The sequence below is a fragment of the Rhizobium sp. BK399 genome (assembly GCF_014194695.1).
Classification (GTDB): domain Bacteria; phylum Pseudomonadota; class Alphaproteobacteria; order Rhizobiales; family Rhizobiaceae; genus Rhizobium.
Map to the genome: position 1 here is coordinate 65,163 of NZ_JACIAH010000005.1, position 23,027 is coordinate 88,189.

The 23,027-nt window shown below is 60.9% G+C and carries 18 protein-coding genes; 6 read left to right on the forward strand and 12 right to left on the reverse strand.

Annotated features, from left to right (window positions below):
- Positions 1 to 91: 91 nt before the first annotated feature.
- The 7 genes from phoA to FHT97_RS12905 form a co-directional block, all read right to left on the reverse strand.
- Entirely contained in the window at positions 92 to 1,549 is a 1,458-nt protein-coding gene (gene phoA / locus FHT97_RS12875) for an alkaline phosphatase (RefSeq protein ID WP_183862630.1), read from the reverse strand.
- 153 nt (positions 1,550 to 1,702) lie between these two features.
- Positions 1,703 to 3,217 (reverse strand): ATP-binding protein, encoded by a 1,515-nt coding sequence (locus tag FHT97_RS12880; protein ID WP_183757513.1) that lies wholly within the window; start codon positions 3,215 to 3,217, stop codon positions 1,703 to 1,705.
- Between the two features lie 91 nt (positions 3,218 to 3,308).
- Positions 3,309 to 4,436 (reverse strand): MFS transporter, encoded by a 1,128-nt coding sequence (locus FHT97_RS12885; protein ID WP_183862632.1) that lies wholly within the window; start codon positions 4,434 to 4,436, stop codon positions 3,309 to 3,311.
- Positions 4,437 to 4,550: 114 nt separating this feature from the next.
- Positions 4,551 to 5,351: a glutamate racemase gene (gene murI / locus FHT97_RS12890; protein ID WP_183757465.1), complete on the reverse strand. Its 801-nt coding sequence runs from the start codon at positions 5,349 to 5,351 to the stop codon at positions 4,551 to 4,553.
- On the reverse strand, positions 5,332 to 6,162 hold the full coding sequence (locus tag FHT97_RS12895; RefSeq protein ID WP_183757466.1) for an RNA methyltransferase: 831 nt from the start codon (positions 6,160 to 6,162) through the stop codon (positions 5,332 to 5,334). The genes murI and FHT97_RS12895 overlap by 20 nt, the downstream gene beginning before the upstream one ends.
- 58 nt (positions 6,163 to 6,220) lie before the next feature.
- The gene (locus FHT97_RS12900) at positions 6,221 to 8,185 is read right to left on the reverse strand and encodes an FUSC family protein (RefSeq protein WP_183862634.1); all 1,965 of its coding nucleotides are present in this window, start codon (positions 8,183 to 8,185) and stop codon (positions 6,221 to 6,223) included.
- A 163-nt stretch (positions 8,186 to 8,348) separates the two neighbouring features.
- A complete protein-coding gene (locus FHT97_RS12905) occupies positions 8,349 to 8,879 on the reverse strand; it encodes a hypothetical protein (RefSeq protein WP_183862636.1) in 531 nt (176 codons plus the stop codon).
- A 186-nt stretch (positions 8,880 to 9,065) separates the two neighbouring features.
- Here FHT97_RS12905 and FHT97_RS12910 point away from each other — a divergent pair, with 186 nt between their 5' ends.
- From FHT97_RS12910 to FHT97_RS12920, 3 genes are all read left to right on the forward strand, one after another.
- Positions 9,066 to 10,277, forward strand: a complete 1,212-nt coding sequence (locus FHT97_RS12910; RefSeq protein ID WP_113365402.1) for an NADP-dependent isocitrate dehydrogenase — start codon at positions 9,066 to 9,068, stop codon at positions 10,275 to 10,277.
- An 82-nt stretch (positions 10,278 to 10,359) separates the two neighbouring features.
- Entirely contained in the window at positions 10,360 to 10,806 is a 447-nt protein-coding gene (locus FHT97_RS12915; RefSeq protein WP_183862638.1) for a GNAT family N-acetyltransferase, read from the forward strand.
- 100 nt (positions 10,807 to 10,906) lie between these two features.
- Entirely contained in the window at positions 10,907 to 11,527 is a 621-nt protein-coding gene (locus tag FHT97_RS12920) for a glutathione S-transferase family protein (RefSeq protein WP_183862640.1), read from the forward strand.
- Between the two features lies 1 nt (position 11,528).
- Here FHT97_RS12920 and FHT97_RS12925 read toward each other — a convergent pair whose 3' ends face one another.
- The 3 genes from FHT97_RS12925 to recA form a co-directional block, all read right to left on the reverse strand.
- The gene (locus FHT97_RS12925) at positions 11,529 to 12,380 is read right to left on the reverse strand and encodes an AraC family transcriptional regulator (RefSeq protein ID WP_183862642.1); all 852 of its coding nucleotides are present in this window, start codon (positions 12,378 to 12,380) and stop codon (positions 11,529 to 11,531) included.
- 134 nt (positions 12,381 to 12,514) lie between these two features.
- Positions 12,515 to 15,175: an alanine--tRNA ligase gene (gene alaS, locus FHT97_RS12930; RefSeq protein ID WP_183862644.1), complete on the reverse strand. Its 2,661-nt coding sequence runs from the start codon at positions 15,173 to 15,175 to the stop codon at positions 12,515 to 12,517.
- A 156-nt stretch (positions 15,176 to 15,331) separates the two neighbouring features.
- Complete coding sequence (recA, locus tag FHT97_RS12935) at positions 15,332 to 16,420, reverse strand: recombinase RecA (protein ID WP_016554154.1); 1,089 nt, start codon at positions 16,418 to 16,420, stop codon at positions 15,332 to 15,334.
- Between the two features lie 240 nt (positions 16,421 to 16,660).
- On the opposite strand from recA, the gene FHT97_RS12940 reads away from it, so the two are divergent.
- Together FHT97_RS12940 and FHT97_RS12945 are read left to right on the forward strand one after the other, a co-directional pair.
- Positions 16,661 to 17,605, forward strand: a complete 945-nt coding sequence (locus FHT97_RS12940; protein ID WP_183862646.1) for a carbohydrate kinase family protein — start codon at positions 16,661 to 16,663, stop codon at positions 17,603 to 17,605.
- Between the two features lie 28 nt (positions 17,606 to 17,633).
- Positions 17,634 to 18,560 carry a pseudouridine-5'-phosphate glycosidase gene (locus FHT97_RS12945; RefSeq protein ID WP_114712814.1) on the forward strand — a complete coding sequence of 309 codons (927 nt, stop codon included), beginning with the start codon at positions 17,634 to 17,636 and terminating at the stop codon, positions 18,558 to 18,560.
- Between the two features lie 31 nt (positions 18,561 to 18,591).
- On the opposite strand, the gene FHT97_RS12950 is transcribed toward FHT97_RS12945, so the two are convergent.
- Entirely contained in the window at positions 18,592 to 21,192 is a 2,601-nt protein-coding gene (locus tag FHT97_RS12950; RefSeq protein ID WP_183862648.1) for a PAS domain-containing sensor histidine kinase, read from the reverse strand.
- 286 nt (positions 21,193 to 21,478) lie between these two features.
- Here FHT97_RS12950 and FHT97_RS12955 point away from each other — a divergent pair, with 286 nt between their 5' ends.
- Positions 21,479 to 22,510 carry a flagellar biosynthetic protein FliO gene (locus FHT97_RS12955; RefSeq protein ID WP_183862650.1) on the forward strand — a complete coding sequence of 344 codons (1,032 nt, stop codon included), beginning with the start codon at positions 21,479 to 21,481 and terminating at the stop codon, positions 22,508 to 22,510.
- Positions 22,511 to 22,581: 71 nt separating this feature from the next.
- Here FHT97_RS12955 and dksA read toward each other — a convergent pair whose 3' ends face one another.
- Positions 22,582 to 23,001, reverse strand: a complete 420-nt coding sequence (gene dksA, locus FHT97_RS12960; RefSeq protein WP_007532954.1) for an RNA polymerase-binding protein DksA — start codon at positions 22,999 to 23,001, stop codon at positions 22,582 to 22,584.
- Positions 23,002 to 23,027: the final 26 nt, after the last annotated feature.

Genomic DNA, 23,027 nt, shown 5'->3' on the forward strand with positions numbered 1-23,027 from the left:
CTGCGCGGTCTTTAGGGCGAAGTCGCTGGAATGTCAATCACAATTCCACGCCCTCGCCCCTCAATAACCCCGATGTGCCAGGCTTGGGAGCTTACTTGGCGCTCGCCGTTTCGGTCTTCAGGCCGAGTGCGTCGCTGATCGTATAGAACAGATCCGTCTGGTCCGTCAGGCCGGTGACATTGGCGGCACGCGGTCCAAAGGCAGCGATACGCAGCTGCGAGCCGGTGTGACCCTGATCGTCAGCGTCGTCGGAGTTGCCGTAGCTCACGGCCATGACAGCGCCGTCCTTCGTCATCAGCGCTTCCGTCAGGCCCGGAGCCTTCGTATCGGCATCGACGATCTGGCTGGCGTGCGCATGGTCGGCGGTGACGATAACGAGCGTGTCGCCGGCTTCCTGAGCGAACTTCAGCGCTTCCTGAACGGCTTCGTCGAGATCAACCGTCTCGCCAATCTGCCCGCACGGATTGGCGGCATGATCCTGCTTGTCGATCGAGGCGCCTTCGACCTGCAGGAAGAAGCCCTTCTCATTTGTCCGGAGCAACTCGATCGCCTTCGACGTCATCTGTGCCAGCGTCGGGGTTGCTGCCGTGCGCTTCTCGTTCGGCTTGCAGACGACAGGTTCCTTCTCGACATTGCCGTAGTGGCTGGCCTTCGGGCCTTCCCAGCGAACAGGCATGTTGCCCTCGGCAAACAGGCCGAGCACCGGCGCGCTGTCGTTCGCCTGCTTGACAGCCTGGAGCTCGTCGAGATTCGAGACGATCTTGTAACCACGCTCCTCGGCCTGCTGACGAAGCGTCTTGTCCTTCCATTCGCCTGCCTTCGCGGCTTCGGCGAAGCTCTTGGCGCCGCCGCCGAGCGTCACGTCGGCGCGTGCATTGAGCAACTGCTCGCTGATCGATCCCTTGCCGCCGTTTTCAAGCGCGTTCGTCGGGCACTTCTCGGTCGTGGACAACGGGCTGTAGCACTTGCGCTGGGTCACGTGTGCGATCTGGACTGCGGGCGTCGCATCCTGCAATTCGGCCGTCGAGACGTTGCCCGTGCCGATGCCGGCGGCCTTTGCCTTTTCGAGGAGGGTTTCGTGCGCCTTCTCGTGAATGTCGACGCCGATTGCGCCGTTATAGGACTTAACACCGGTCGCCCAGGCGGTGCCCGAGGCAGCGGAGTCGGTGACGTAGGTCGGCTTGCCCGTCTTCTTGTCGAGCGAATAATGCGTGTACTGGCCGGTGACCGGCAGCGCATCAATGCCCTTGAAATACTGGCCGGCGCCAACCGCGTAGTTGCGCGCGATGGTGATTTCGGAATCGCCCATGCCGTCGCCGATCAGCAGGATGACGTTCTTCGGGCGTGTGTCGCTCAGCGCCGCGCGATAGGCTTCGGTGATATCGCCGGAAAGGCGGCGTGCGCCACCAGGAGCACTCAGATCGGCGCTTGCCGCGCGCTGCAGAAGCTTGTTCGCTGCATCGTCGGCATAGCCTGGCTGAATGGCGACGGTTGCAAGCAGGCCGCCGACGACAAGGCGCAGCAGCGGGTGACGAACATTGTTTCTCATGACCGAGATCTCCTTTTGATAATCCGCATCGACCGCATGGGTCGCGCGCCTTATCCACCACCCGAATGAAGCTCTTGTGACAAAAGCAACTTCTTCGTGTGACATTTGAGATCGACTATAGACCGAGCCGATTACCCGCGCTCGATCCAGTCTTCATTCCGCTGCGGAGCGCATTTCATCCGCATCGGGCGCGTTGGCATCGCCGGGGGCTGTCTGGCAATTCATATCGGGGAACGCGACGATGCGCTTGCCGGCGAAATCCGTGTGGACCACGACCGTCCCCTGCTCCTCGAAATAGCCGAGCAGACGTCGCGCCCGCCGGGCCGAATGAGTGCCGTAAGCCCGGGCAATCCGCGCATCGGATGGGCACGGCTCGCCGCAGACCGCAGCCTTTGCCAGCATCAGGAAAACACCCTGCAGATCGTCGGTGACACCCGAAGAGAGCGACAATGCCGTTGCCCAGGCCTCGGTCTCTGCCGTGGCGGCATCCACGCCGGAGCGAGAAATCGCCACGCGGCGCCGAAACTCCGGCAGGGACATCGGAGGGCCCGGGACCCGGCGCATGCGAAGGCGCACAAGGAAGTCCTGATAAAGCACCGAATCCGTTCGGAATCCCGAGCTTGGATCGTCGAGTATCTCGTGCAGCACCGCCGTCAGCCTTTCCTCGCGCTCCTCGGCGGACAATTCGGGCTGAGAGGAACGCGCCTCCGAGACGGGCGCCGAGGCAGCAGGCGCGGACCGCGACAGTTCGGCAAGAATGTCGGTGGTCGGACGTGGCGCCGGCGGAGCACGGCGCACGATTGGCCTCTGGAACTCCTCTGGATCCGGCGTGAAGATTAGGTCCTCGACGTCCTGCGGGGCATCCGGCAGCGGCATGAGCTTCGGACTCGAGGAACGCGCGGAGGTCTCGACATTGCCGATCTGGATTGGCAGTGGGCGACGTGACAGAGCTGGCCCGAGCGCAACGAAATTGCCCCGCTTCAGATCGCGGAACATTTCCGCCTGCCGCCGATCCATCCCGAGCAGATCGGCCGCACGCGCCATGTCGATGTCAAGGAAGGTGCGGCCCATCAGGAAGTTCGAGGCTTCGGCGGCCACGTTCTTGGCAAGCTTTGCCAAGCGCTGCGTCGCGATCACCCCTGCAAGACCGCGCTTACGACCGCGACACATCAGGTTCGTCATGGCGCCGAGCGACATCTTTCGCGCGTCGTCGGAAACTTCGCCAGCGACCGACGGCGCGAACATCTGCGCTTCATCGACCACCACGAGGACCGGATACCAGAACTCGCGATCGGCATCGAACATGCCATTGAGGAAGGCTGCGGCGGCGCGCATCTGCTGCTCGATCTCAAGCCCTTCCAGCGTGAGAACGCAGGAAACGCGGTGCTGCCGGATGCGGTTGGCGATGCCGGCAAGCTCCGCTTCCGTACGCTCACCATCGACGACGACATGACCGAATTTGTCCGACAAGGTGACGAAGTCACCCTCGGGATCGATGATGACCTGCTGCACCCACTGCGCGGACTGCTCGAGCAGACGACGGAGCAGATGCGACTTGCCGGAGCCGGAATTGCCCTGCACCAGAAGACGGGTAGCCAGAAGCTCCTCGATATCGAGCGTGGCCGGATTGCCTCCCGACGCCGATCCCATATCGATACCAACCTGCAATGTCACATTCCTCTTTCAATCAAACACGGCGTCGTAGCAGATCAGACCGTGTCTTTGGCAACACGGCAACACAAACCCACAGGAGAAAACGTCAGAACCTGGGCTTCAGCATCCGTGTGAAAACCAAGCTGATCAGCAGCGGAACCAGCAAAATGGCAAGCCCGACGCGCAACCCCAAGACCTCGGCGATGAAGCCGATCAACGGAGGTCCGATCAGGAAACCTGTGAGAGCCATGAAGGACAGGATCGCGACGTTGGCTGCCGCCGGTCGGTCCTTGAGGCTCGCCGCGGCAGTGACAGCCAGGGGAAAACCGACCGACACGCCGATCCCGACCAAGGCAAACCCCGCCAGAGTCACCAGGCTATGCCAAGCAAAGACGACAATCAGCATTCCTGTAAGAGCCGCCATCCCACAACCACGGGCCAGCGCGATTGCCCCGAAACGCTGCTTCAGGTGGTCGCCGCTGAAGCGTCCGGTCGCCACCATCATCGCGAAAATCGTGTATCCGATACCCGTCATCATGCCGTCTGTCTGGAAAACGTCCTTGAGATAGACGGCGGACCAGTCGGCAATCGCGCCCTCGGTCATGGTGATCCCGAAGACGAAGGCGCAGATGCCGAGAAGCGCGCTGCTCGGCAGCTTGAACGGCATGTGCGGCGGAACCGAGCCCGCCTCGCGATCGGGCGGCAGACGAAGGCTCGCGACGATGGCAAACGGCAGAACGACGAAGGCGGCTGCCATGATCGCCCATTCGGCAGGGGCAGCAATCGCGACCATTCCCGAACCAAGCAGGCTGCCGGCCATGATACCAAGGCTCCAGAAGCCATGGCAGCGGTTCATGATGATGGAGCCAGTATCCTTTTCGGCGCGGTCCGCTTCGACATTAAGCCCCAGCTCCAACGTCGACATTGCAACGCCAAGCAACGCCAACGCGATGAACAGCTCGATCGACGTTCGAGAGAAAGCGGGAAGGCAGACGATCACCGAGAAGACGACAAACCCGGCTAGAACGGTGGTCTTACCCCCTATCCGCGCCACCACTCGCCCGGCAAAGGGCAGCGTCACGAGAATCCCGACCGGCATGCCGAGCAGCGCCAACGCAAGATCGGCTGGACCAAGCTCCAGCCGGGCCTGAATTTCGGGGATGCGCGGCAGCCAACTGCCGAATGCTATCGGCTGCAGGAAAAAGATAGCCATTACAAGCTTTTGAAAGGACATGCGGAGCTCGGCGGGATCGATGCGAATCACAACCCCAGTTTGCGCAGTCGCATGGCCTTGCGATAGCCCCTATTGCATCAAGATCGATCCCGCGTCGCGCGACAGCGCCGTACGTCAAGCCTTCAGCCCAAATCCCTGCATCAGCCGCCGCGTTGCAAAATCAGGATTGCCTGAGGTGAAGACCGCAAAGTCGAAGTTATCGGGATGCACGGCATCGGCGACATGCGGAACGAGGCTTCGGGCACGTCTGGCAATTGCCTCCGCCGGATCGAGCCAATCGACGGGCCAGGGTGCGAGCCGACGGAACACGTTGGCCATGAAGGGATAATGCGTGCAGGCGAGAACCACGATATCGGTCTTCGAACCGTCCTTCTCCACGAAGCACTGGTCTATCTCGGAAAGCACAGCCTCGTCAGACACAGCATCGCCGCGGATATAGGCCTCTGCCATCCGCGCCAGGTTTTCGGACCCGACCAAGCGCACGTGGCACTGTTGCGCGAAGGATTGGATCAGGTCGCGCGTATAGGCGCGCTTGACGGTCCCCGGTGTCGCCAGCACAGAGACCAGCCCTGAGCGCGTCCGCTCGGCGGCCGGTTTGATCGCCGGCACAGTGCCGACAAAGGTCATCCGGGGAAACGCCGCACGCAAGTCCGCCCCGACAAGCGTGAAGGCAGTGTTGCAGGCGATGATGCAGACCTCGGGATCGTAGTCGACAAGCAGCTTGGCGAAAAGGCCGATGACCCGTTCCTTCAGCGCCTGTTCTTCCCAGCCCCCATAGGGAAAACCGGCATCGTCAGCAATATAGACAAACCCGCGCTCCGGCATCAGCACGCGCGCCTCGCGGAGCACAGTCAGCCCCCCGATACCGGAATCGAAGACCAGAACCGGTTTCAGCTCATTCCGCGCTGCTGTCATCTTTCGATTGTTCCTTGGCGTCTACGGGCGGCCGGCTACCGCGCGGATATTTCCGCGAGAAGCGGTCGAGGGAGGAAATCACGCCGCGCAATACACTGATTTCCTGTTCCGTGAACGCGCGGCGGGAAAGGACTGCGCGCAGGTTGTCCACCATTTTCGGCTTTTTCGCGGGCGGATGGAAATAATTGCGTGCGTCCAGCGCTTCTTCCAACTGATCGTAGAGACCGAAAAGTTGCTCTTTCGTGGATTGCGTCTGCGACATCGCCTGGAAGGGAACGGCCGCGACATCCTCCATGCCCGACTTCATCCACTCGTACGACATCAAGAGCACTGCTTGGGCGATGTTGAGTGAGGCAAAGGCGGGGTTGACAGGGAAGGTCACAATCTCGTCGGCGAGCGCTACCTCTTCGTTGTTGAGCCCCCAGCGTTCGCGGCCGAAGAGGATACCGGTGCCCTCACCTGCGCGGAACTTCGCTCGCAGCGTTTCTGCGGCCGCCACAGGCGACCGTACGGGTTTGAAGCCATCCCGCTGCCGGGCCGTCGTCGCATAGACAAAATTCAGGTCGGCAACCGCCTGTTCCAGCGTCTCGTAAACCTTCGTGCCCTCGATCACATGATCTGCCTTCGAAGCGGCAGCCTGTGCCTTCTCGTTCGGCCAACCGTCGCGCGGATTGACGAGCCTCAGTTCCGCCAGGCCGAAGTTCGCCATGGCGCGCGCGACCATGCCGATGTTCTCACCCATCTGGGGTTCGACGAGGATGATAACCGGACCTTCGCTGAGAAGTTGCCGCTCGCTGTTCGTGCCTGCCATAACGCTGGATCCTTTTGCTAAGCGCGGGAATAGCCAAGCCGGACCGAAACGGCAAGGGTCAAGCACCAGCGTAGAGTCTCTCCAAGGTAGAACCGATCATCTCCAACCCAAGGCGAGAGCCGGGACGCGAGAGCGGCAAATGCCGTCCGGGCGTGCCGCCGGTCTTTCTATCGACGAAGAAGCACTCCGACTGACGCTTTGCCAGAAGCGTTACACGCTGAAGCTCCGCGTCAATCAACTTCGGGCTCTCCACATCGCTGGCTGCTGCCTGTTGGTCTCTGGCCATAACCCGTGCCCAATAGGTCGCGGCGAGAAAGATTGCCAGCGTTTGCCGAATATGTCCCGGCTTGGTGACAATCGACCAGGAGGTACCGAGAGGACGTGCCGCGGTGGCCACATCCCGGTATGCGGCGTCGAGCTTCTGCGAAAAGGCGATCAACGAGTCGGTCGCGTTCTTCGCACCAGCGGCAGAAAGAAGTTCTTCCAAAGCCGAGAACCACTTGCCAACTGCCATATCCAACGCTCCCCGCGTCCGCGACGGAAGGACGACAAACGCAACGAACGTGCCGGCAGCTGCGCCCAGCATGGTTTCCTCGATGCGCAACAACAGGAGATCGACTGTCAGCGATCCCATCATTCCATAGACGAGGCAGAGTGCGATCGACACGAAGAAGGTCATCGTCGCGTAGGATGTCTGCAAGAAGTAGAAGGCGAGGAAAATGGTGATCGTCGTGACGGCAAGCGCAGCCACCATATGCGCCGTGAGAACGGTTGCCAAGACCAGCCCCATGGCGATCCCGAGAAGCGTCCCAAGTGAACGCTGCAGCGCCTTCATAGCGGTATCACCACGGGAATTGGTATTCGTGAACACCAGGAACGAGGCAAGCACCGCCCAGAACCAACGCTCTCGCGAAATCATAAGTCCGAATGTCATCGCGATCGCCGATGCCAGCGTTATCTGCAGCGCGGAGCGGATCAGCGGATTATTGAGCGAAAAGTCGATCTTCGCAGGAGCGGCAATTTCATCTGTCACGGCAGCGACCTCGGCAAATCCTGTCGCATAGCCCCTTTCGATCGTCTCTGCGAGCACCGCTCTTGCCTCTCCCAGGCGGATCAAAGCCTGGCTTGTTTCTGCCTCTAATTCGTCCAGTGTTTCCAGCATTGCCGGCGGCGGAGAGCCGTCTATGATCGCGTGAACGAGAGGAAATGGCGGCAGGCTTTGCGAACTGAGCACGATGGCACTCTCGGCGGCAAGATGGGCGTCGAACAGGCGGATCGCCAACACCGCCGCCGGCTCAGTGCCCTCGAAGACGCCCGCCGGCGGTCGTGGTATGAAACCCTCGGCCATCAACACGACTTCCTTCAGCCGCTCCTCCAGCTGCCTCAATTCCTGTGCATCCTTGTCCGCCATTCGCCCCACGGACGCGAGGGCAGCAATCTTGAACAAAATCTGGTTGATCCGGCCGCGCACGCTTTCCAGCGAGCGCAAGAGATCCCTACGCCAATCATCGGGAAGCACCAGAGAACGTACGGCATGCCCGATCAAAGCCGGAGCGACCGGCCCGATTGCAATCAGCGGAAGGTCTGCGATGTGCGGGCGGAAGTAGGCCCCGAGAAAATAGGAGGTGAAGGCAAACATGCCGATCGCATGCCCACGCGGCCCGAACACACGTCCGGCCGAGGCAAGAAAGATGATGAGCAGGAACGCTGCATCCGACACATAGCGGTTTGTTTCGAGGACCGCGGCGAGGCCGACGACACAGACGCTTGCCACGCAGCCCAATAAACGCGTGACGAGCTGGGAGGCACCGCCTTTGTCCTTTACCGCAACCCCGCCTTCGATCGAGAGGACAATGCCGAGACCGTAGGCCGCCGCCGGGAGCGGAACCAGCAGATGGTGGATTGCCAATAGCGCTCCAAACGAGAGAACCATCGCTAGCGTTACCCGCGACGCGATGCGCAGACGCGACAGCGCCGGGTCGTGCGCGAGCAACCAGTCACGGAAGTCAAAACCGGAAAGCACGCATCCCCGCCCCTTGTTCGTGACGTCGAGCAGTCATTGATCGAGGGAAGCCTCGTATTCCTTCGCGGGACGGCCCGCCATCTCTCGCACAACCGCCATTCGGCAGGTGGAAACTAGCGCATTCGTCAGCCCGGGAAAGTGCCGTTCGGAGCCATCCAAGCCATCATTGTCCCTTGGCGATCTGCACCATGGTGTTTTTGAGCGAGTTCGGTGGTTGGCCCGGATCGCCTTCGGTGACGATGTCGTCGATGACCGGCTTGCCGGCCTCCTCGAGCATCTCAAAGCGGACGGTCGTGATCGCCTGCTTGTCCGATCCGTCGTCCATGCAGGTCGCCTTCTTGAAGGTGACGACAACTTCCGTTGCACTGTCGGCGGAGGGCTTTGGCGTGTAGGTCAGATCCTCAAGCGGACATGCATCCTCGCCATTGACGATCACATCGTAGTCGAACGGCGAGACACCGTCCTCGTCGGCAGCCGGGTTCTGAATGGCCGCCTGGTATTTCGTCACGAAGTCTTTGCTGTAGAGCCGCGAAAGCCTGCTTGGATCGAAGATGTCGATCCAGTCGCTGTCTGCGCCAGACCAGTTCTTGATGGTCGCGTCCATGATCTCTTTCACAGGCGCCGTAACGTCGGCGGCGAACATCGGCGAGGCTGAACCGAGCAGGACCGCTAAGGCAAGGGAAGTCTTCTTCATGACGAGCATCCGGGCAATGGTTTTGCGCCGGAGACTAGCCATTTTCCTCCGCTTGGCAATGGCCGCAAAAACACCGTCCCCTTCTGCTTCCGGCTTTGCACTCCCGGCCCACAATGCTATAGCGCTCGGGATTTCATATCACCCACCCGGGACGCCCGTCCCTCCAAGCTTAAACGAGGCAGATACATGAAGAAGATCAAGGTCGCCAATCCCGTCGCCGATCTCGACGGCGATGAAATGACTCGCATCATTTGGCAGCTCATCAAGGATAAGCTGATCCATCCGTATCTCGACCTCGAAATCGACTATTTCGACCTCTCCGTCGAAAACCGCGACGCCACCAACGACCAGGTGACGATCGACGCCGCCAACGCCATCAAGAAGCACGGCGTCGGCATCAAGTGCGCGACGATCACGCCTGACGAAGACCGCGTCAAGGAATTCAACCTCAAGCAGATGTGGAAGAGCCCGAACGGCACGATCCGCAACATCCTCGGCGGCGTTATCTTCCGCGAGCCGATCATCTGCCAGAACGTTCCACGCCTCGTTCCCGGCTGGACCAAGCCGATCGTTGTCGGCCGTCACGCCTTCGGCGACCAGTACCGCGCCACCGACTTCAAGTTCCCGGGCAAGGGCAAGCTAACCATCAAGTTCGTCGGTGAAGACGGCCAGGTCATCGAAAAGGAAGTCTTCGACGCTCCCGGCGCCGGCGTGGCGATGGCCATGTACAACCTCGACGAGTCGATCCGCGAATTCGCCCGTGCCTCGATGATGTACGGCCTGATGCGCAAATGGCCGGTCTACCTGTCGACCAAGAACACCATTCTCAAGGCCTATGACGGCCGCTTCAAGGACATCTTCGAAGAAGTCTACCAGACCGAATTCAAGGCGAAGTTCGACGAAATCGGCATCACCTACGAGCACCGCCTGATCGACGACATGGTTGCTTCGGCTCTGAAGTGGTCTGGTGGCTACGTCTGGGCCTGCAAGAACTACGACGGCGACGTCCAGTCCGACACGGTTGCCCAGGGCTTCGGCTCACTCGGCCTGATGACCTCCGTCCTGCTCACGCCCGATGGCAAGACCGTCGAAGCTGAAGCTGCGCACGGCACGGTTACGCGTCACTACCGCCAGCATCAGAAGGGCCAGGAAACCTCGACGAACTCGATCGCCTCGATCTTCGCCTGGACCCGCGGCCTCGCGCATCGCGCCAAGCTGGACGACAACGCCGAACTCGCGAAGTTTGCAGCGACGCTCGAAAAGGTCTGCGTCGACACCGTCGAAGCCGGCTTCATGACCAAGGACCTGGCGCTGCTCATCGGTCCCGATCAGCCGTGGCTCTCCACCACCGCCTTCCTCGACAAGATCGACGAAAACCTGCAGAAGGCGATGGCATAAGCCAGACGCAAATATCAGAATGGACGGCGGGGATTTCCCCGCCGTTTTCGTTTCAGGACTAGACAATCAGGGAACAACTGGAATGACCGCGACTATCAGACCACTTCAGCCTTCCGAGCGCGCGGCATGGGAACCGCTGTGGCTTGCCTACCAGCGCTTCTATGAAGTCGTCATTCCCGACGAGACGACCGACCTGACATGGAGCCGGTTCCACGACCCCGCCGAGGGCATGCATGCGCTCGGCGCATTCGATCCCGAGGGAAAACTTGTCGGCATCGTCCATGCCATCTTCCATCGCTCGACCTGGTTGCCGAAATGGACGTGCTATCTTCAGGACCTCTACGTGGAAGGCAACCAACGCGGGCTGGGCACCGGTGCTGCCCTGATCGATGCGGTCGCCGACCTTGCGCGGGAAAATGGCGCCGGACGGCTCTACTGGATGACCCACGAAACCAACGCCACCGCCCGAAAGCTGTACGACCGGATCGCTGCGCGCTCAGGCTTCATCCAGTATCGCAAGGCGCTTTGATCGAACACGCGGACTTTGCTTCAACCGGTGCTGTCCTATTTCCCGGCAGTGAATAGGTCCGTCGAGGGGTAACGACGAAACCGAACAGGAGGAGGAATGAATGGCTGAGGAACTGATACTCTACACGAACCCCATGTCGCGCGGCCGGATCGCCCGCTGGATACTGGAGGAGACCGGCGCTCCCTATGAGGCCAAGATCATCGGTTTCGACGGCGGAATGAAGTCGCCGGAATATCTCGCCATCAACCCGATGGGAAAAGTGCCCGCGATCCGCCACGGCAAGACCGTTGTCACCGAATGCGCCGCGATCTGCGCCTATCTCGCCGACACCTTCCCGGACGCGGAGCTTGCCCCGAAACCGGATGAGCGCGGCAACTACTATCGCTGGATGTTCTTTGCAGCCGGGCCGCTCGAAGCCGCAGCGACCAACAAGGCGCTGGGCTTCGATACGCCCACCGACAAGAGCCGCATGGCGGGTTACGGCAGCTTCTCGGATGTCATGAACACGTTGGAGAAGGCCGTCGGTGCCTCGACCTACATAGCAGGCAATCGCTTCACTGCGGCCGACGTCTATGTCGGCTCGCATATCGGCTGGGGCATGAGCTTCGGCACGATCGAGAAGCGCCAGGCTTTCGTCGATTACTTCGGCCGCCTGATGGAACGTCCCGGCTTCAAGCGGGCGTCCGAAATAGACGACGCTTCCATGAAGGCAGCCGAATAGGCTAGCCAAGCGGCATGTAGATGTCGGTCAGAAGCTCGGTCGGCGGTACATCGCGAGGGTTGTTCAGGTATTCCTCGAACATGAGACTGTCGCGCAACTGCCGGCCGGAAACAGGCAACCACTCCGCATAGAGCCACTGGTAGGCCTTGTGCATGTCGGCATAAGGCCCCTTGTGACGCAGGACGGCATACTCGCCGCCATCAAGCATCTGGGCCTGCAGCGGCGGCGCAATGGCAACATCACCGTCAGTGCTCACACACGCGATGGAGCGCAGCTTGTCGGCGGGCACGATGTCGGGATCGTCGAAGTACACACCGATCATCCGCATCGTTGGCTTGGCAAATCCGCGGACATGCAGGGTGCCGAACAGTGTCTCGAAGGCCTGGCCGATCTGCATGTAGGAGCCGAGGTGCGGTACGCCAATCAATTGAATTGGCTCAATCTTGCGTATGGTAACATCAAACATCGCTGTGATCTTTCCGTTAGGTGAAGGTTCAAACGCTGTGTGACTACCCTTCTTCCGGTATTGCGCCGGCGGCATGCCGTAGACCGACTTGAAAATGCGGTTGAATGACTGGAGGTTGGGATAGCCTGATCGCTTTGCAATTTCCCCAACTGAAAGATGCGTACCGACGATATCGCCCGCAGCACGATGCAGCCGCAACCGCTTTACGGTCGCGGCAAGTGTCTCACCATGAATGGCTCGGTAGACCCGATGCCAGTGATAGCTCGACATGCAGGCGATCTCTGCAAGCTTGTCCATATCCAGATCCTCGTCGAGGTGATTGTGGATATGGGCGGATACCCGGCGAAGCCGAGCTTCATAGAGCGTCCATGCCGTTGCGCCATTCATGTCAGAACCTCTTGCAAACCGATCGGCCAACAGAACCATAGCGTGATTTGACAAATCCTGCGGACTTCGACGACTACGCAAAGAAAAAGGCGGGATCACCCCGCCTTTCTAAAAATCGATGTAGTTCAGTACGCTCAGCTTGCCAGCGCGAGCGCCACGGCTTCGATCGCCTCATCGGCCTTCGCACCGTCGGGACCACCGGCCTGGGCCATGTCGGGACGACCGCCGCCGCCCTTTCCGCCCAATGCCGCCGACGCGACGCGGACGAGATCGACAGCGCTGAAACGGCCAGTCAGGTCAGGAGTGACGGCGACAACGGCGCTTGCCTTGCCATCGTCGGATACGCCGATCAGAGCAACGACGCCGGAGCCGAGACTTGCCTTGCCGTCGTCGGCGAGACCCTTGAGATCCTTCGGATCCACGCCCGAGATCGCCTTGCCGAGGAATTTCACGCCGCCGACTTCGCGCACAGCATCATCGGCGCCGCCCTGCCCGCCGCCCATAGCGAGCTTGCGCTTGGCGTCCGCCAATTCCTTTTCGAGCTTGCGGCGCTCGTCCATCAGCGCCTCGACGCGCGACAGCACCTCGCCCGGCTGGACCTTGAGCGCGCCGGCAAGCGCCTTCACGCGCTCGTCCTGCTCGGCAAGATAGGCACGCGCCGGCTCGCCGGTCACCGCTTCGAGGCGGCGCACGCCGGAGCTCACCGCGCTGTCGCCGAGAATGCGCACGAGGCCGATGTCACCGGTCGCCGACACATGCGTACCGCCGCAGAGCTCGACCGAGTAGGCCTTGCCCGCCTTGGCGCCATGCAGCCCGCGGCCCATCGAGACCACGCGCACTTCCTCGCCGTACTTCTCGCCGAACAGCGCCATCGCACCTTCAGCGATCGCGTCGTCGACGCTCATCAGGCGCGTCGTGACAGGCGAATTCTGCAGGATGATCTCGTTGGCCATATCCTCGACGCGCTTCAGCTCTTCCGCCGTCATCGGCTTCGGATGCGAGACGTCGAAACGCAGGCGCTCCGGCGCAACCAGCGAGCCCTTCTGCGCCACGTGCGTGCCGAGAACCTCGCGCAGCGCTTCATGCAGCAGGTGGGTCGCCGAGTGGTTGGCGCGGATGCGCGAACGACGGGCGTGATCGACGGTCATGGCAACCGCGTCGCCGGCCTTGACGCTGCCCTCGACCACGGTACCGGTGTGGACGAAAAGCCCCTCGCCGCGCTTCTGCGTGTCAGAGATTTCGATCTTCGCGGTGTCGGAGGAGATGATCCCAGTATCGCCAATCTGGCCACCGGATTCACCGTAGAACGGCGTCTGGTTGACGACGATCTGCACCTTGTCGCCCTTGGCGGCCGCGTCGACGGTAACACCGTCCTTGACGATCGCCTGTACCACGCCTTCGGCCGTCTCGGTGTCATAGCCGAGGAATTCGGTTGCGCCGTGCTTGTCGCGCAGCTCGAACCAGATGGTTTCCGTGGCCTTGTCGCCGGAGCCGGCCCAGTGCGAACGGGCCTCCGCCTTCTGCCGCTCCATCGCATCGGTGAAGCCGGCGAGATCGACGCTGATTTCGCGGGCGCGCAGCGCGTCCTGCGTCAGGTCGAGCGGGAAGCCATATGTGTCGTAGAGCTTGAAGGCGGTATCGCCGTCCAACATGTCGCCCTTGCCGAGCGTTGTCGTCGCGTCGGAGAGCAGCGACAGGCCGCGCTTCAGCGTCGTGCGGAACTTGGTTTCCTCAAGCTTCAGCGTCTCGGTGATCAGCGCTTCGGCGCGCACCAGCTCCGGATAGGCACGGCCCATCTGCTGGATCAGCGCTGGCAGGAGTTTCCACATCAGCGGCTCGCGGGCGCCGAGCAGTTCGGCATGACGCATGGCGCGGCGCATGATGCGACGCAGAACGTAACCGCGGCCTTCGGCCGACGGCAGAACGCCGTCCGCGATCAGGAAGGCCGACGAGCGCAGATGGTCGGCTATGACCCGGTGGCTGGCGCGCTGCTCACCTTCGGCCTTGACGCCGGTTGCCTCTTCCGAGGCCTCGATCAGGGCGCGGAAAAGATCGATATCGTAGTTGTCGTGCTTGCCCTGCAGGACAGCCGCAACGCGCTCGAGACCCATCCCGGTGTCGATCGACGGACGCGGCAGGTCGACGCGCTCTTCCTTGGTGACCTGCTCGTACTGCATGAAAACGAGGTTCCAGATCTCGATGAAGCGGTCACCATCTTCCTCCGGCGAGCCGGGAGGACCGCCCCAGATATGATCGCCGTGGTCATAGAAGATTTCTGAGCATGGCCCGCACGGGCCGGTATCGCCCATCGCCCAGAAATTGTCGCTGGTCGGGATGCGGATGATCTTGTCGTCGGACAGGCCGGCGATCTTCTTCCAGAGATTAAAGGCTTCGTCGTCGGTGTGATAGACGGTCACCAGCAGGCGCTTGGCGTCGATGGCGAATTCCTTGGTGATCAGGTTCCAGGCAAGTTCGATTGCCCGCTCCTTGAAGTAATCGCCGAAGGAGAAGTTCCCAAGCATCTCGAAGAAGGTGTGATGGCGTGCAGTGTAGCCGACGTTATCAAGGTCGTTATGCTTGCCGCCGGCGCGGACGCACTTTTGCGCAGTCGAGGCGGTTTTGTACGGCCGCTGCTCCAAGCCGGTAAAAACGTTCTTGAACTGCACCATGCCGGCATTGGTGAACATCAGCGTCGGATCGTTTCGCGGCACCAATGGGCTCGACGGAACGATTTCGTGGCCGTTCTTCTTGAAGTAGTCGAGGAAGGTCGACCGGATATCATTCACACCGCTCATGCTATGCCCTTCAATGCTGCCGGGAGGCAGGTCAAAACTTAAATCCAGTGGCTTTTATCGCTCGCCTTAACCACTGTCCAGCAGACAAACAAAACCGGCCGCATTCTCATCGAGGAATGCGGCCGGTTTTGAACTTCTGGCAACCGTCAAGCAGAATTAGCCGTCTGCAGCCTCGTCACCGTCATTTGCATCAGGCCCACCATTCTGCAGGAAGCGGTCGGCAATCAAACCGGCATTCTGACGAAGCGCGGTCTCGATCTCGCGCAGGAGATCCGGATTGTCGCGCAGGAAGAGCTTCGCATTTTCGCGGCCCTGGCCGAGACGCTGACTATTGTAGGAGAACCAGGCGCCCGACTTCTCGACGATACCCGCCTTGACACCGAGGTCTACGAGCTCGCCGGTCTTCGAAACACCCTCACCATACATGATGTCGAATTCGACCTGCTTGAAGGGAGGCGCCATCTTGTTCTTGACGACCTTGACGCGGGTCTGGTTGCCAATCACCTCTTCGCGCTCCTTGACCGCGCCAATGCGGCGGATGTCGAGGCGAACGGACGCATAGAACTTCAGCGCGTTACCGCCAGTCGTCGTTTCCGGCGAGCCGAACATGACGCCGATCTTCATGCGGATCTGGTTGATAAAGATAACCATGGTGTTCGACTTCGAGATCGAAGCCGTCAGCTTGCGCAGTGCCTGGCTCATCAGACGAGCCTGGAGGCCCGGCAGATTATCGCCCATCTCGCCTTCGATTTCCGCCCGCGGCGTCAGCGCGGCGACGGAGTCGACGACGAGAACGTCGACGGCACCAGAGCGGACCAGAGTGTCGGTGATCTCGAGCGCCTGTTCGCCCGTATCCGGCTGCGAAATAAGGAGGTTCTGCAGATCGACGCCGAGCTTGCGGGCGTAGACCGGATCAAGAGCGTGCTCTGCATCGACAAAGGCGCAGATGCCGCCCTTCTTCTGCGATTCCGCAATCGTCTGCAGCGCCAGCGTCGTCTTACCCGAACTCTCGGGTCCGTAAATTTCAATGATACGACCCTTCGGAAGGCCGCCGATGCCGAGCGCGATATCCAACCCGAGAGAACCCGTCGAAACCGTTTCGATCTCGACGACATTCTCGTTCGAGCCGAGCTTCATGATTGAGCCCTTGCCGAACGACCGCTCGATCTGTGAGAGTGCCGCTTCAAGTGCCTTGCTTTTGTCCACCGATTTGTCCTCTACAAGCCGCAATGTATTCTGTGACATTCGATCCACCTTTAGGTTATTGAAGCCGCTCAAGCAATGTCGCCGCCAATGCGGATTTTGTACCGCATTTGTTCTCATTGCGCAAGCCGCCTTCAAATGACTGAAAGAAAAAGGTAAAACGGCCTGTGTTCTGCATTTGTTTTAGTGATGGAAAGCAACAGCTTAGAGATAGGGCGCTGCCGGCCAGCCGGGTAGCGGCAGCGGGACGATTCGCATCTTCCGACCTTGCGGGACGATGAGATGAAACAGAAGATTCTGGTCCTTGGCGGAGCTCATATCGACAGGCGCGGACGCATTTCCGGCGACACCGTGGCCGGTGCCAGCAATCCGGGCTCATGGTTCGAGGAGCCGGGCGGCGGCGGCTTCAATGCCGCACGCAATCTGGCGCGATTGGGGTTCGAGGTGACCATGATTTCGCCCCGCGGCGGCGATCCGATCGGTGAGATGGTGAGCGAGGCAGCCGATTTTGCGGGCGTTCACGACCGCCCCTTTGTTTTTCTCGACCGGAAGACGCCGAGCTACACTGCAATCATCGAGAACGACGGAAACCTGGTGATTGCGCTTGCCGATATGGATCTCTATCGCATGTTCGTGCCGCGCCGGTTGTCGATCCGCGCTGTCCGCGAGACCTTTGCCGCGACTGATTTCATCCTCTTTGATGCCAACCTGCCGGCAGAAACGCTGGCATCGATCGTCGAGCGCGCCAAGGCTCTTAGCAAGCCGGTTGGCGCGATCGCGATCTCGCCGGCGAAGGCCGTTAAGCTGAAACCATGCATCCACGGAATCGACTATCTATTCCTCAATGAAGCCGAGGCCGCCGCGCTCACCGGCGAACGGCCAAACGACCCGGCCCACTGGCCGTCACTGCTGAGTGACATCGGTCTGCGCGGCGGCGTCGTCACGCGCGGCCAACGCGAGCTGATCGCGTTTGCAGGCCGCCGCGTTGTTGCCCTGCAGCCCGTAAATCTCGAGGGCGTCGCCGATGTCACCGGCGCCGGCGACTCGCTTGCAGCAGGCGTCATATCAGGGCTTATGCGCGGAATGCCCTTGGCCGATGCCGTGCGCGAGGGTGCGGCCGCGGCAGCCCTGACGGTGCAATCCCCACATGCGGTCAATGAAAATCTTTCTCCGGATTTGGTGAGGGAGACACTTGCCCTTGTTCCGTCGGCGAGAATTTTGCATTGAAGCCAATACAGACGAAATGGAAGAGACAATGACGAAACCGATCTCCCCCCTCCTGCCGATCGCCTACTCCAAGGAAGTCGCAAGCGCCAAGCAGCGCGGCGCGCCGATCGTGGCTCTCGAATCGACCATCATCACCCATGGCATGCCCTACCCTGGCAATATCGAGATGGCCCGCAGCGTCGAGGCGCTCATACGCGAACAGGGTGCGGTTCCGGCTACCATCGCAGTCATCCACGGCACGCTGCATATCGGCCTTGAGTCCGATCAGTTGGAGCAACTGGCGCAGGCGAAGGACGTCCTCAAGGTTTCGCGCGCCGATCTTGCCTTCGCGATTGCCGAGCGCCGTCACGGTGCGACGACTGTTGCAGCCACGATGATCGCCGCGGAACGCGCTGGCATCAAGGTTTTCGCCACAGGAGGGATCGGCGGCGTCCACCGCGGGGCGGAAGAAAGCTTCGACATCTCCGCTGACCTCGAAGAACTCGGCCGCACCGGCGTCATCGTCGTTTGCGCCGGCGCCAAGGCAATCCTCGACATTCCGAAAACTCTGGAAGTGCTCGAAACCGCTGGCGTGCCTGTCGTCACCTATGAAAGCGAGGAATTCCCGGCCTTCTGGTCGCGTGCTTCTGGATTGCGCAGTCCGCTGACGCTCAACAGCCCGGCAGCCATCGCCAATTTCCAGGCGGTGCGCGAGCAGCTCGGAATTGACGGTGGCATGCTGATTGCCAACCCGGTGCCGGAGGCAGACGAGATCCCGCGGGAGGAAATGGAAATCTACATCGAGCGCGCGCTCGACAGCGCCGAGCGCGACGAAATCAGCGGCAAGGAAGTGACGCCTTACCTGCTCAGCACGATCTTCGATCTGACCGATGGCCAGAGTCTGAAGACCAACATCGCGCTGGTGGAAAACAATGCGCGACTGGCGGCAGAAATTGCCGTCGCACTAGCCGGCTGATTGGTTGAAGGAGGGGCGCTTTGGCGCCCCTTTAGCTGTCAAGCGTCTCCTTGACGACGACGGCAAGCTGCTTGAGGGAGAAAGGCTTCGGCAGGAAGCCGAACTTCGAATCCGGCGGCAGGTTGCGCGCAAACGCATCCTCGGCATAACCCGAAACGAAAATGAACTTCAGGTCCGGATAATTCTTGCGCAGTTCGCGCAGTAGCGATGGACCATCCATCTCTGGCATCACGACATCCGAAACGACGATGTCAACCTTACCTTCGAGTTCGTCCATGATATCCAGCGCCTCGACGCCGGATCCCGCCTCGTAAACCGTATAGCCGCGGGTCTCGAGCATGCGCTTGCCACCCCGACGTACCGCTTCCTCATCCTCGACCAACAAGATGACAGCGGATCCGGTCAAATCCTCAGGTTGCTCCACAGCTGCCGGCACGGCTTCGATCGGTGTACCAGCCGCTGGCGTCACGGCGTCCACCTCTGCTGCAACCGCCGGCTCTACGATATGGCGCGGCAGGAACACCCGGAACGTGGTCCCCTTGCCAACTTCGGACTCGGGCTGGATGAACCCGCCCGATTGCTTGACGATGCCATAAACCATCGCGAGGCCAAGCCCCGTTCCCTTGCCCACTTCCTTCGTCGTGAAGAAGGGCTCGAAAATCTTGTCCATGATCTCAGGCGCGATGCCCGTCCCGTTGTCCGAGACCTCGACAAGGACCATGTCCTCATGCGGCATGTAGGAATAGTTGAACGCGGCCACCTCTTCCGCCGTCACGTTCTTCGTGCGAAGCGTCAGCTTGCCGCCTTGCGGCATGGCATCGCGCGCGTTGACGCAGAGGTTGATCAGCACCTGCTCGAATTGCGAAAGGTCCGTCTTCACTGGCCAGAGATCACGACCATACTCAACGTCGAGCTTCACATTCGTACCCGACAGCAGGCGATCGACAAGCATCCTGAGGTCGCCCACCACATCGGTCAGATTGAGCACGGTCGGTCGCATCGTCTGCTTGCGCGAGAACGCCAGCAGTTGCCGCACGAGCACGGCGGCACGATTGGCGTTGCGCTTGATTTCCATCAGGTCCGCAAAGCCTGGATCGGCAGGCCGTGCCTGCAGCAGCAGATGGTCTGAGGACAGCAGGATCGCCGTCAGAACGTTGTTGAAGTCGTGCGCGATCCCACCTGCCAGCGTGCCAACCGCATTCATCTTCTGCGTCTGGGCCATCTGCGCCTCGAGCGCCTTCTGCTCGGTCACCTCGACGGCATAGACGATCGCGGCCTCCTCCGGCGCCTCGTCGCTCTGGTCGATCACCGCATTGACGTAGAAGCGGAAGTGGCGGGCTTCATCCGTCGGCGTGCGCGAATCGATCGGCGGGATATCGCCCTGCCGGTCCTTGGCCGCCGCAAGCGCGTCTTGCAGCCTTGCCTTGTCGCTGTCCTGCACAATGACCTCAAGCAAGGCACCGTTCTCAACGTCATTGCGCGAGACGATTCCGGAAAACAGCTTCAGGAAGGGCGCGTTGGTGCGCAGGATGCGGCCTTCGCCGTCCACCGAGGCGATCGCCATCGGCGTGTTGTTGAAGAAACGCGTAAACCGCATCGCCGCGGCCGAGGCGGATTGGTCGCTTTCTCCGCTCTTCTGGCGGGTCAGCACAATCGTCCGGCTTTCTCCGGGCGCGCCGTCACGCATCGACGTGACGCTGTGAACGATCTGTGCAGGCAGGCTCTGACCGTTCATCTTCTTTAGGTCGAGATCGAGCGTCACCGTCTTCTTCAGGCCGGGATCCGCCTGCACCGACTGGATCAGCGCAAGCCCCTCGCCCGCAACAAAGTCGCCAATCGTTACCGAACCGGGCACGAATTTCGTGAGATCGATGCCGAGCCACTCGGCAAGCGTCGCGTTGAGGTAGAAAATCTCGCCCTTGCGCCCTGCCGAAAAGAACCCAGCCGGCGCATGGTCGAGATAGTCGATGGCATTCTGCAATTCCTTGAAGAACCGCTCCTGATCGTCGCGCTCTGATGTAATGTCGCTGATCTGCCAGATATGAAGCGGTTTGCGTCCTATCTCCTCGCTCCGCAGGCTCCGCGCTTTCAGACGGTACCAATGCGCTCCCGCGCCACTTGTGGCAGGGCCGAGCGACCGCAAAAGGCGGAATTCCTCGCTGCCCTCGCGGCCCTCACGCAGTCCGTTGGAGAGGCGATAAAGCGCCTCGTTCGATTCCCGATGTCGCGACAGCAGCGCTTCAAGCGTCTGAACCTCCGTCGACTTGCGCGCGCCGGTCAATTGACCATAGGCCGCGTTCGCATAGACGATGCGGCCCTTCTCGTCGGTAATCAGCGACCCGTCGGGGTGGCTGTTCAAAAAGGCCCGCGCCAGGCTGTCCGACTGCCGCTGCGGCATGACCTCGATGAAACCGATCACCGAGGACACGAGGAAGAAGATCCCGACCATGGCCAGCACGCCGAGAACACCGAGCACCATCTCGTTGTCTAGTGAGCGTTTGAAGACAACGAACCCGGCGGCTGCGCCAATCAAGACAAGCGCAAGCAGAATGATCCGCAAAGCCGTGCCCGTGCGCCCCCCGCGGTCCAAGAGCGGTTCGTTAAAGTCTTCGGCCTGACGCGGTTTCGTCATCTATTCCCTCGCATGGCCTGCCGGGCTTCGGTCGTAACAGGGAGACAAAGCAGGAATCAGGCGCCTTTTCTTCTTACCAATTTGCGGTCTCCGCAAAAACACTGGTCTCCATGAAGACTGATTGAATTCACAGCGAAGAGCGCCAATTTCGCCATTAAAATGCGTTGTTAAGAAAACATGTTCGAATTCCACTTCGGGTTGGGATGACTGGACAAGGCCGTCGCGACTTGTCTACGAAGTGGTAATATCGCGATGTGGTGCAAAACCGCGAAGGGAGTAAACCAAGATGTTCGATGATCTCATGGGAGCTTACGGAAGCCGCTTCCTTCTTGCCGCTGGCGGCGTCGGCCTAGCTCTGTTGCTGCTGATTGTCGTACTCTTGATCGTCCGTAGCCGCGCGCCTTCGCCCTTCGTCCGTGGTGGTCGCAATCGCCAACCACGGCTGCAGGTTCTCGATGCCGCCGCCGTCGATGCGCGGAGGCGCCTCGTCCTCGTTCGCCGTGACGACGTCGAGCATTTGATCATGATCGGCGGTCCGACCGATATCGTGATCGAGAGCCGCATTGGCGAGGCTGCAGACAAGGCGCTATCGGCCGAGATAGCGAATCAATCTGCACTCGTTCCTGCTCCAGCACCGCCAGCGCCCCCGCAGATCGAGATGGCACCGGAACCGCTAGCGCCCGCTCGTATTGCGCCTGCCGAAGTCCAGAATGCACGGCCGGTCCTTAGCCACACGCCGACCGAACCTCCCGCCGTCGAGCGTGCGCCGATTGAAGCGCGCCCTGAACCGATGAGCGCCCCCTCGTCCGCGTCGCCGCCGCCAGTTGCTGCCGAACGTGAGCGCGCCCCGCGTCCAGCACCGTCGTTCGAACCACGTCAGGCACCCTCGTTCGAACCACGCCCGGAACCACGACCGGCGCCTGCCCCGATCGAAGCTTCAGCCGCCGCTGATATCCTTGATTCGGCCCGCCAGCGTGTGCTGCCGCAACAGCGCATCGAGCCGCAGATCACCCCATCGCCCATCCGAAGCGCTCCTGCGCCCGTGCAGCCCTCGTCGGCGTTCGTTGAAGTGGGAACACTGGCGCCAGCAGTACAGCCGAGCGACTTTCAGCGCATTCTCGAGGAGGAAATGACCAGCACGCTTGCCGCCGAGCGCATCGTACCGGCACCGCAGGCACCTGCACCGCGGCCAAGTCCAGCACCCGGCAACCAACCTCGCCGCGATCCTGAAATGGCCCCGATTACCGGTGCGGATGCTGCTCTTCAAAACGAAGTCGCACGCATCTTCGGTGAAATGAGCGTCAATCGCGACAAATAGTCGATCGACGCACAAGTAAAAAAGGGCACCGCGGAAACCGTGGTGCCCTTTTTCTTGTCGGCATTTCGGGATTATTCGTCCCGGTAGACCTTTTCCCGGCGCTCGTGCCGTTCCTGGGCTTCGATCGAGAGCGTTGCAATCGGTCGAGCGTCAAGCCGCTTGAGGCCGATTGGTTCGCCGGTTTCCTCGCAATAGCCGTAGGTGCCGTCTTCGATACGTTGCAGTGCTGCGTCGATCTTGGAAATCAGCTTTCTCTGGCGGTCGCGGGCTCGAAGTTCGATGGCCCGGTCGGTTTCAGACGATGCCCTGTCAGCAAGGTCCGGATGGTTTGCGCTTTCCTCTGCCAGGTGGTCGAGGGTTTCGCGCGCCTCTCTGAGAATATCATTCTTCCAGGCCACCAGCTTGGCTCTGAAATAAGCCCGCTGATTACCGTTCATGAACTCTTCCTCTTCCGAGGGTACGTAGTTGCTAAGATCGATCTTCTCACTCAACGCGATTCTCCTGAAGAACATCTCAT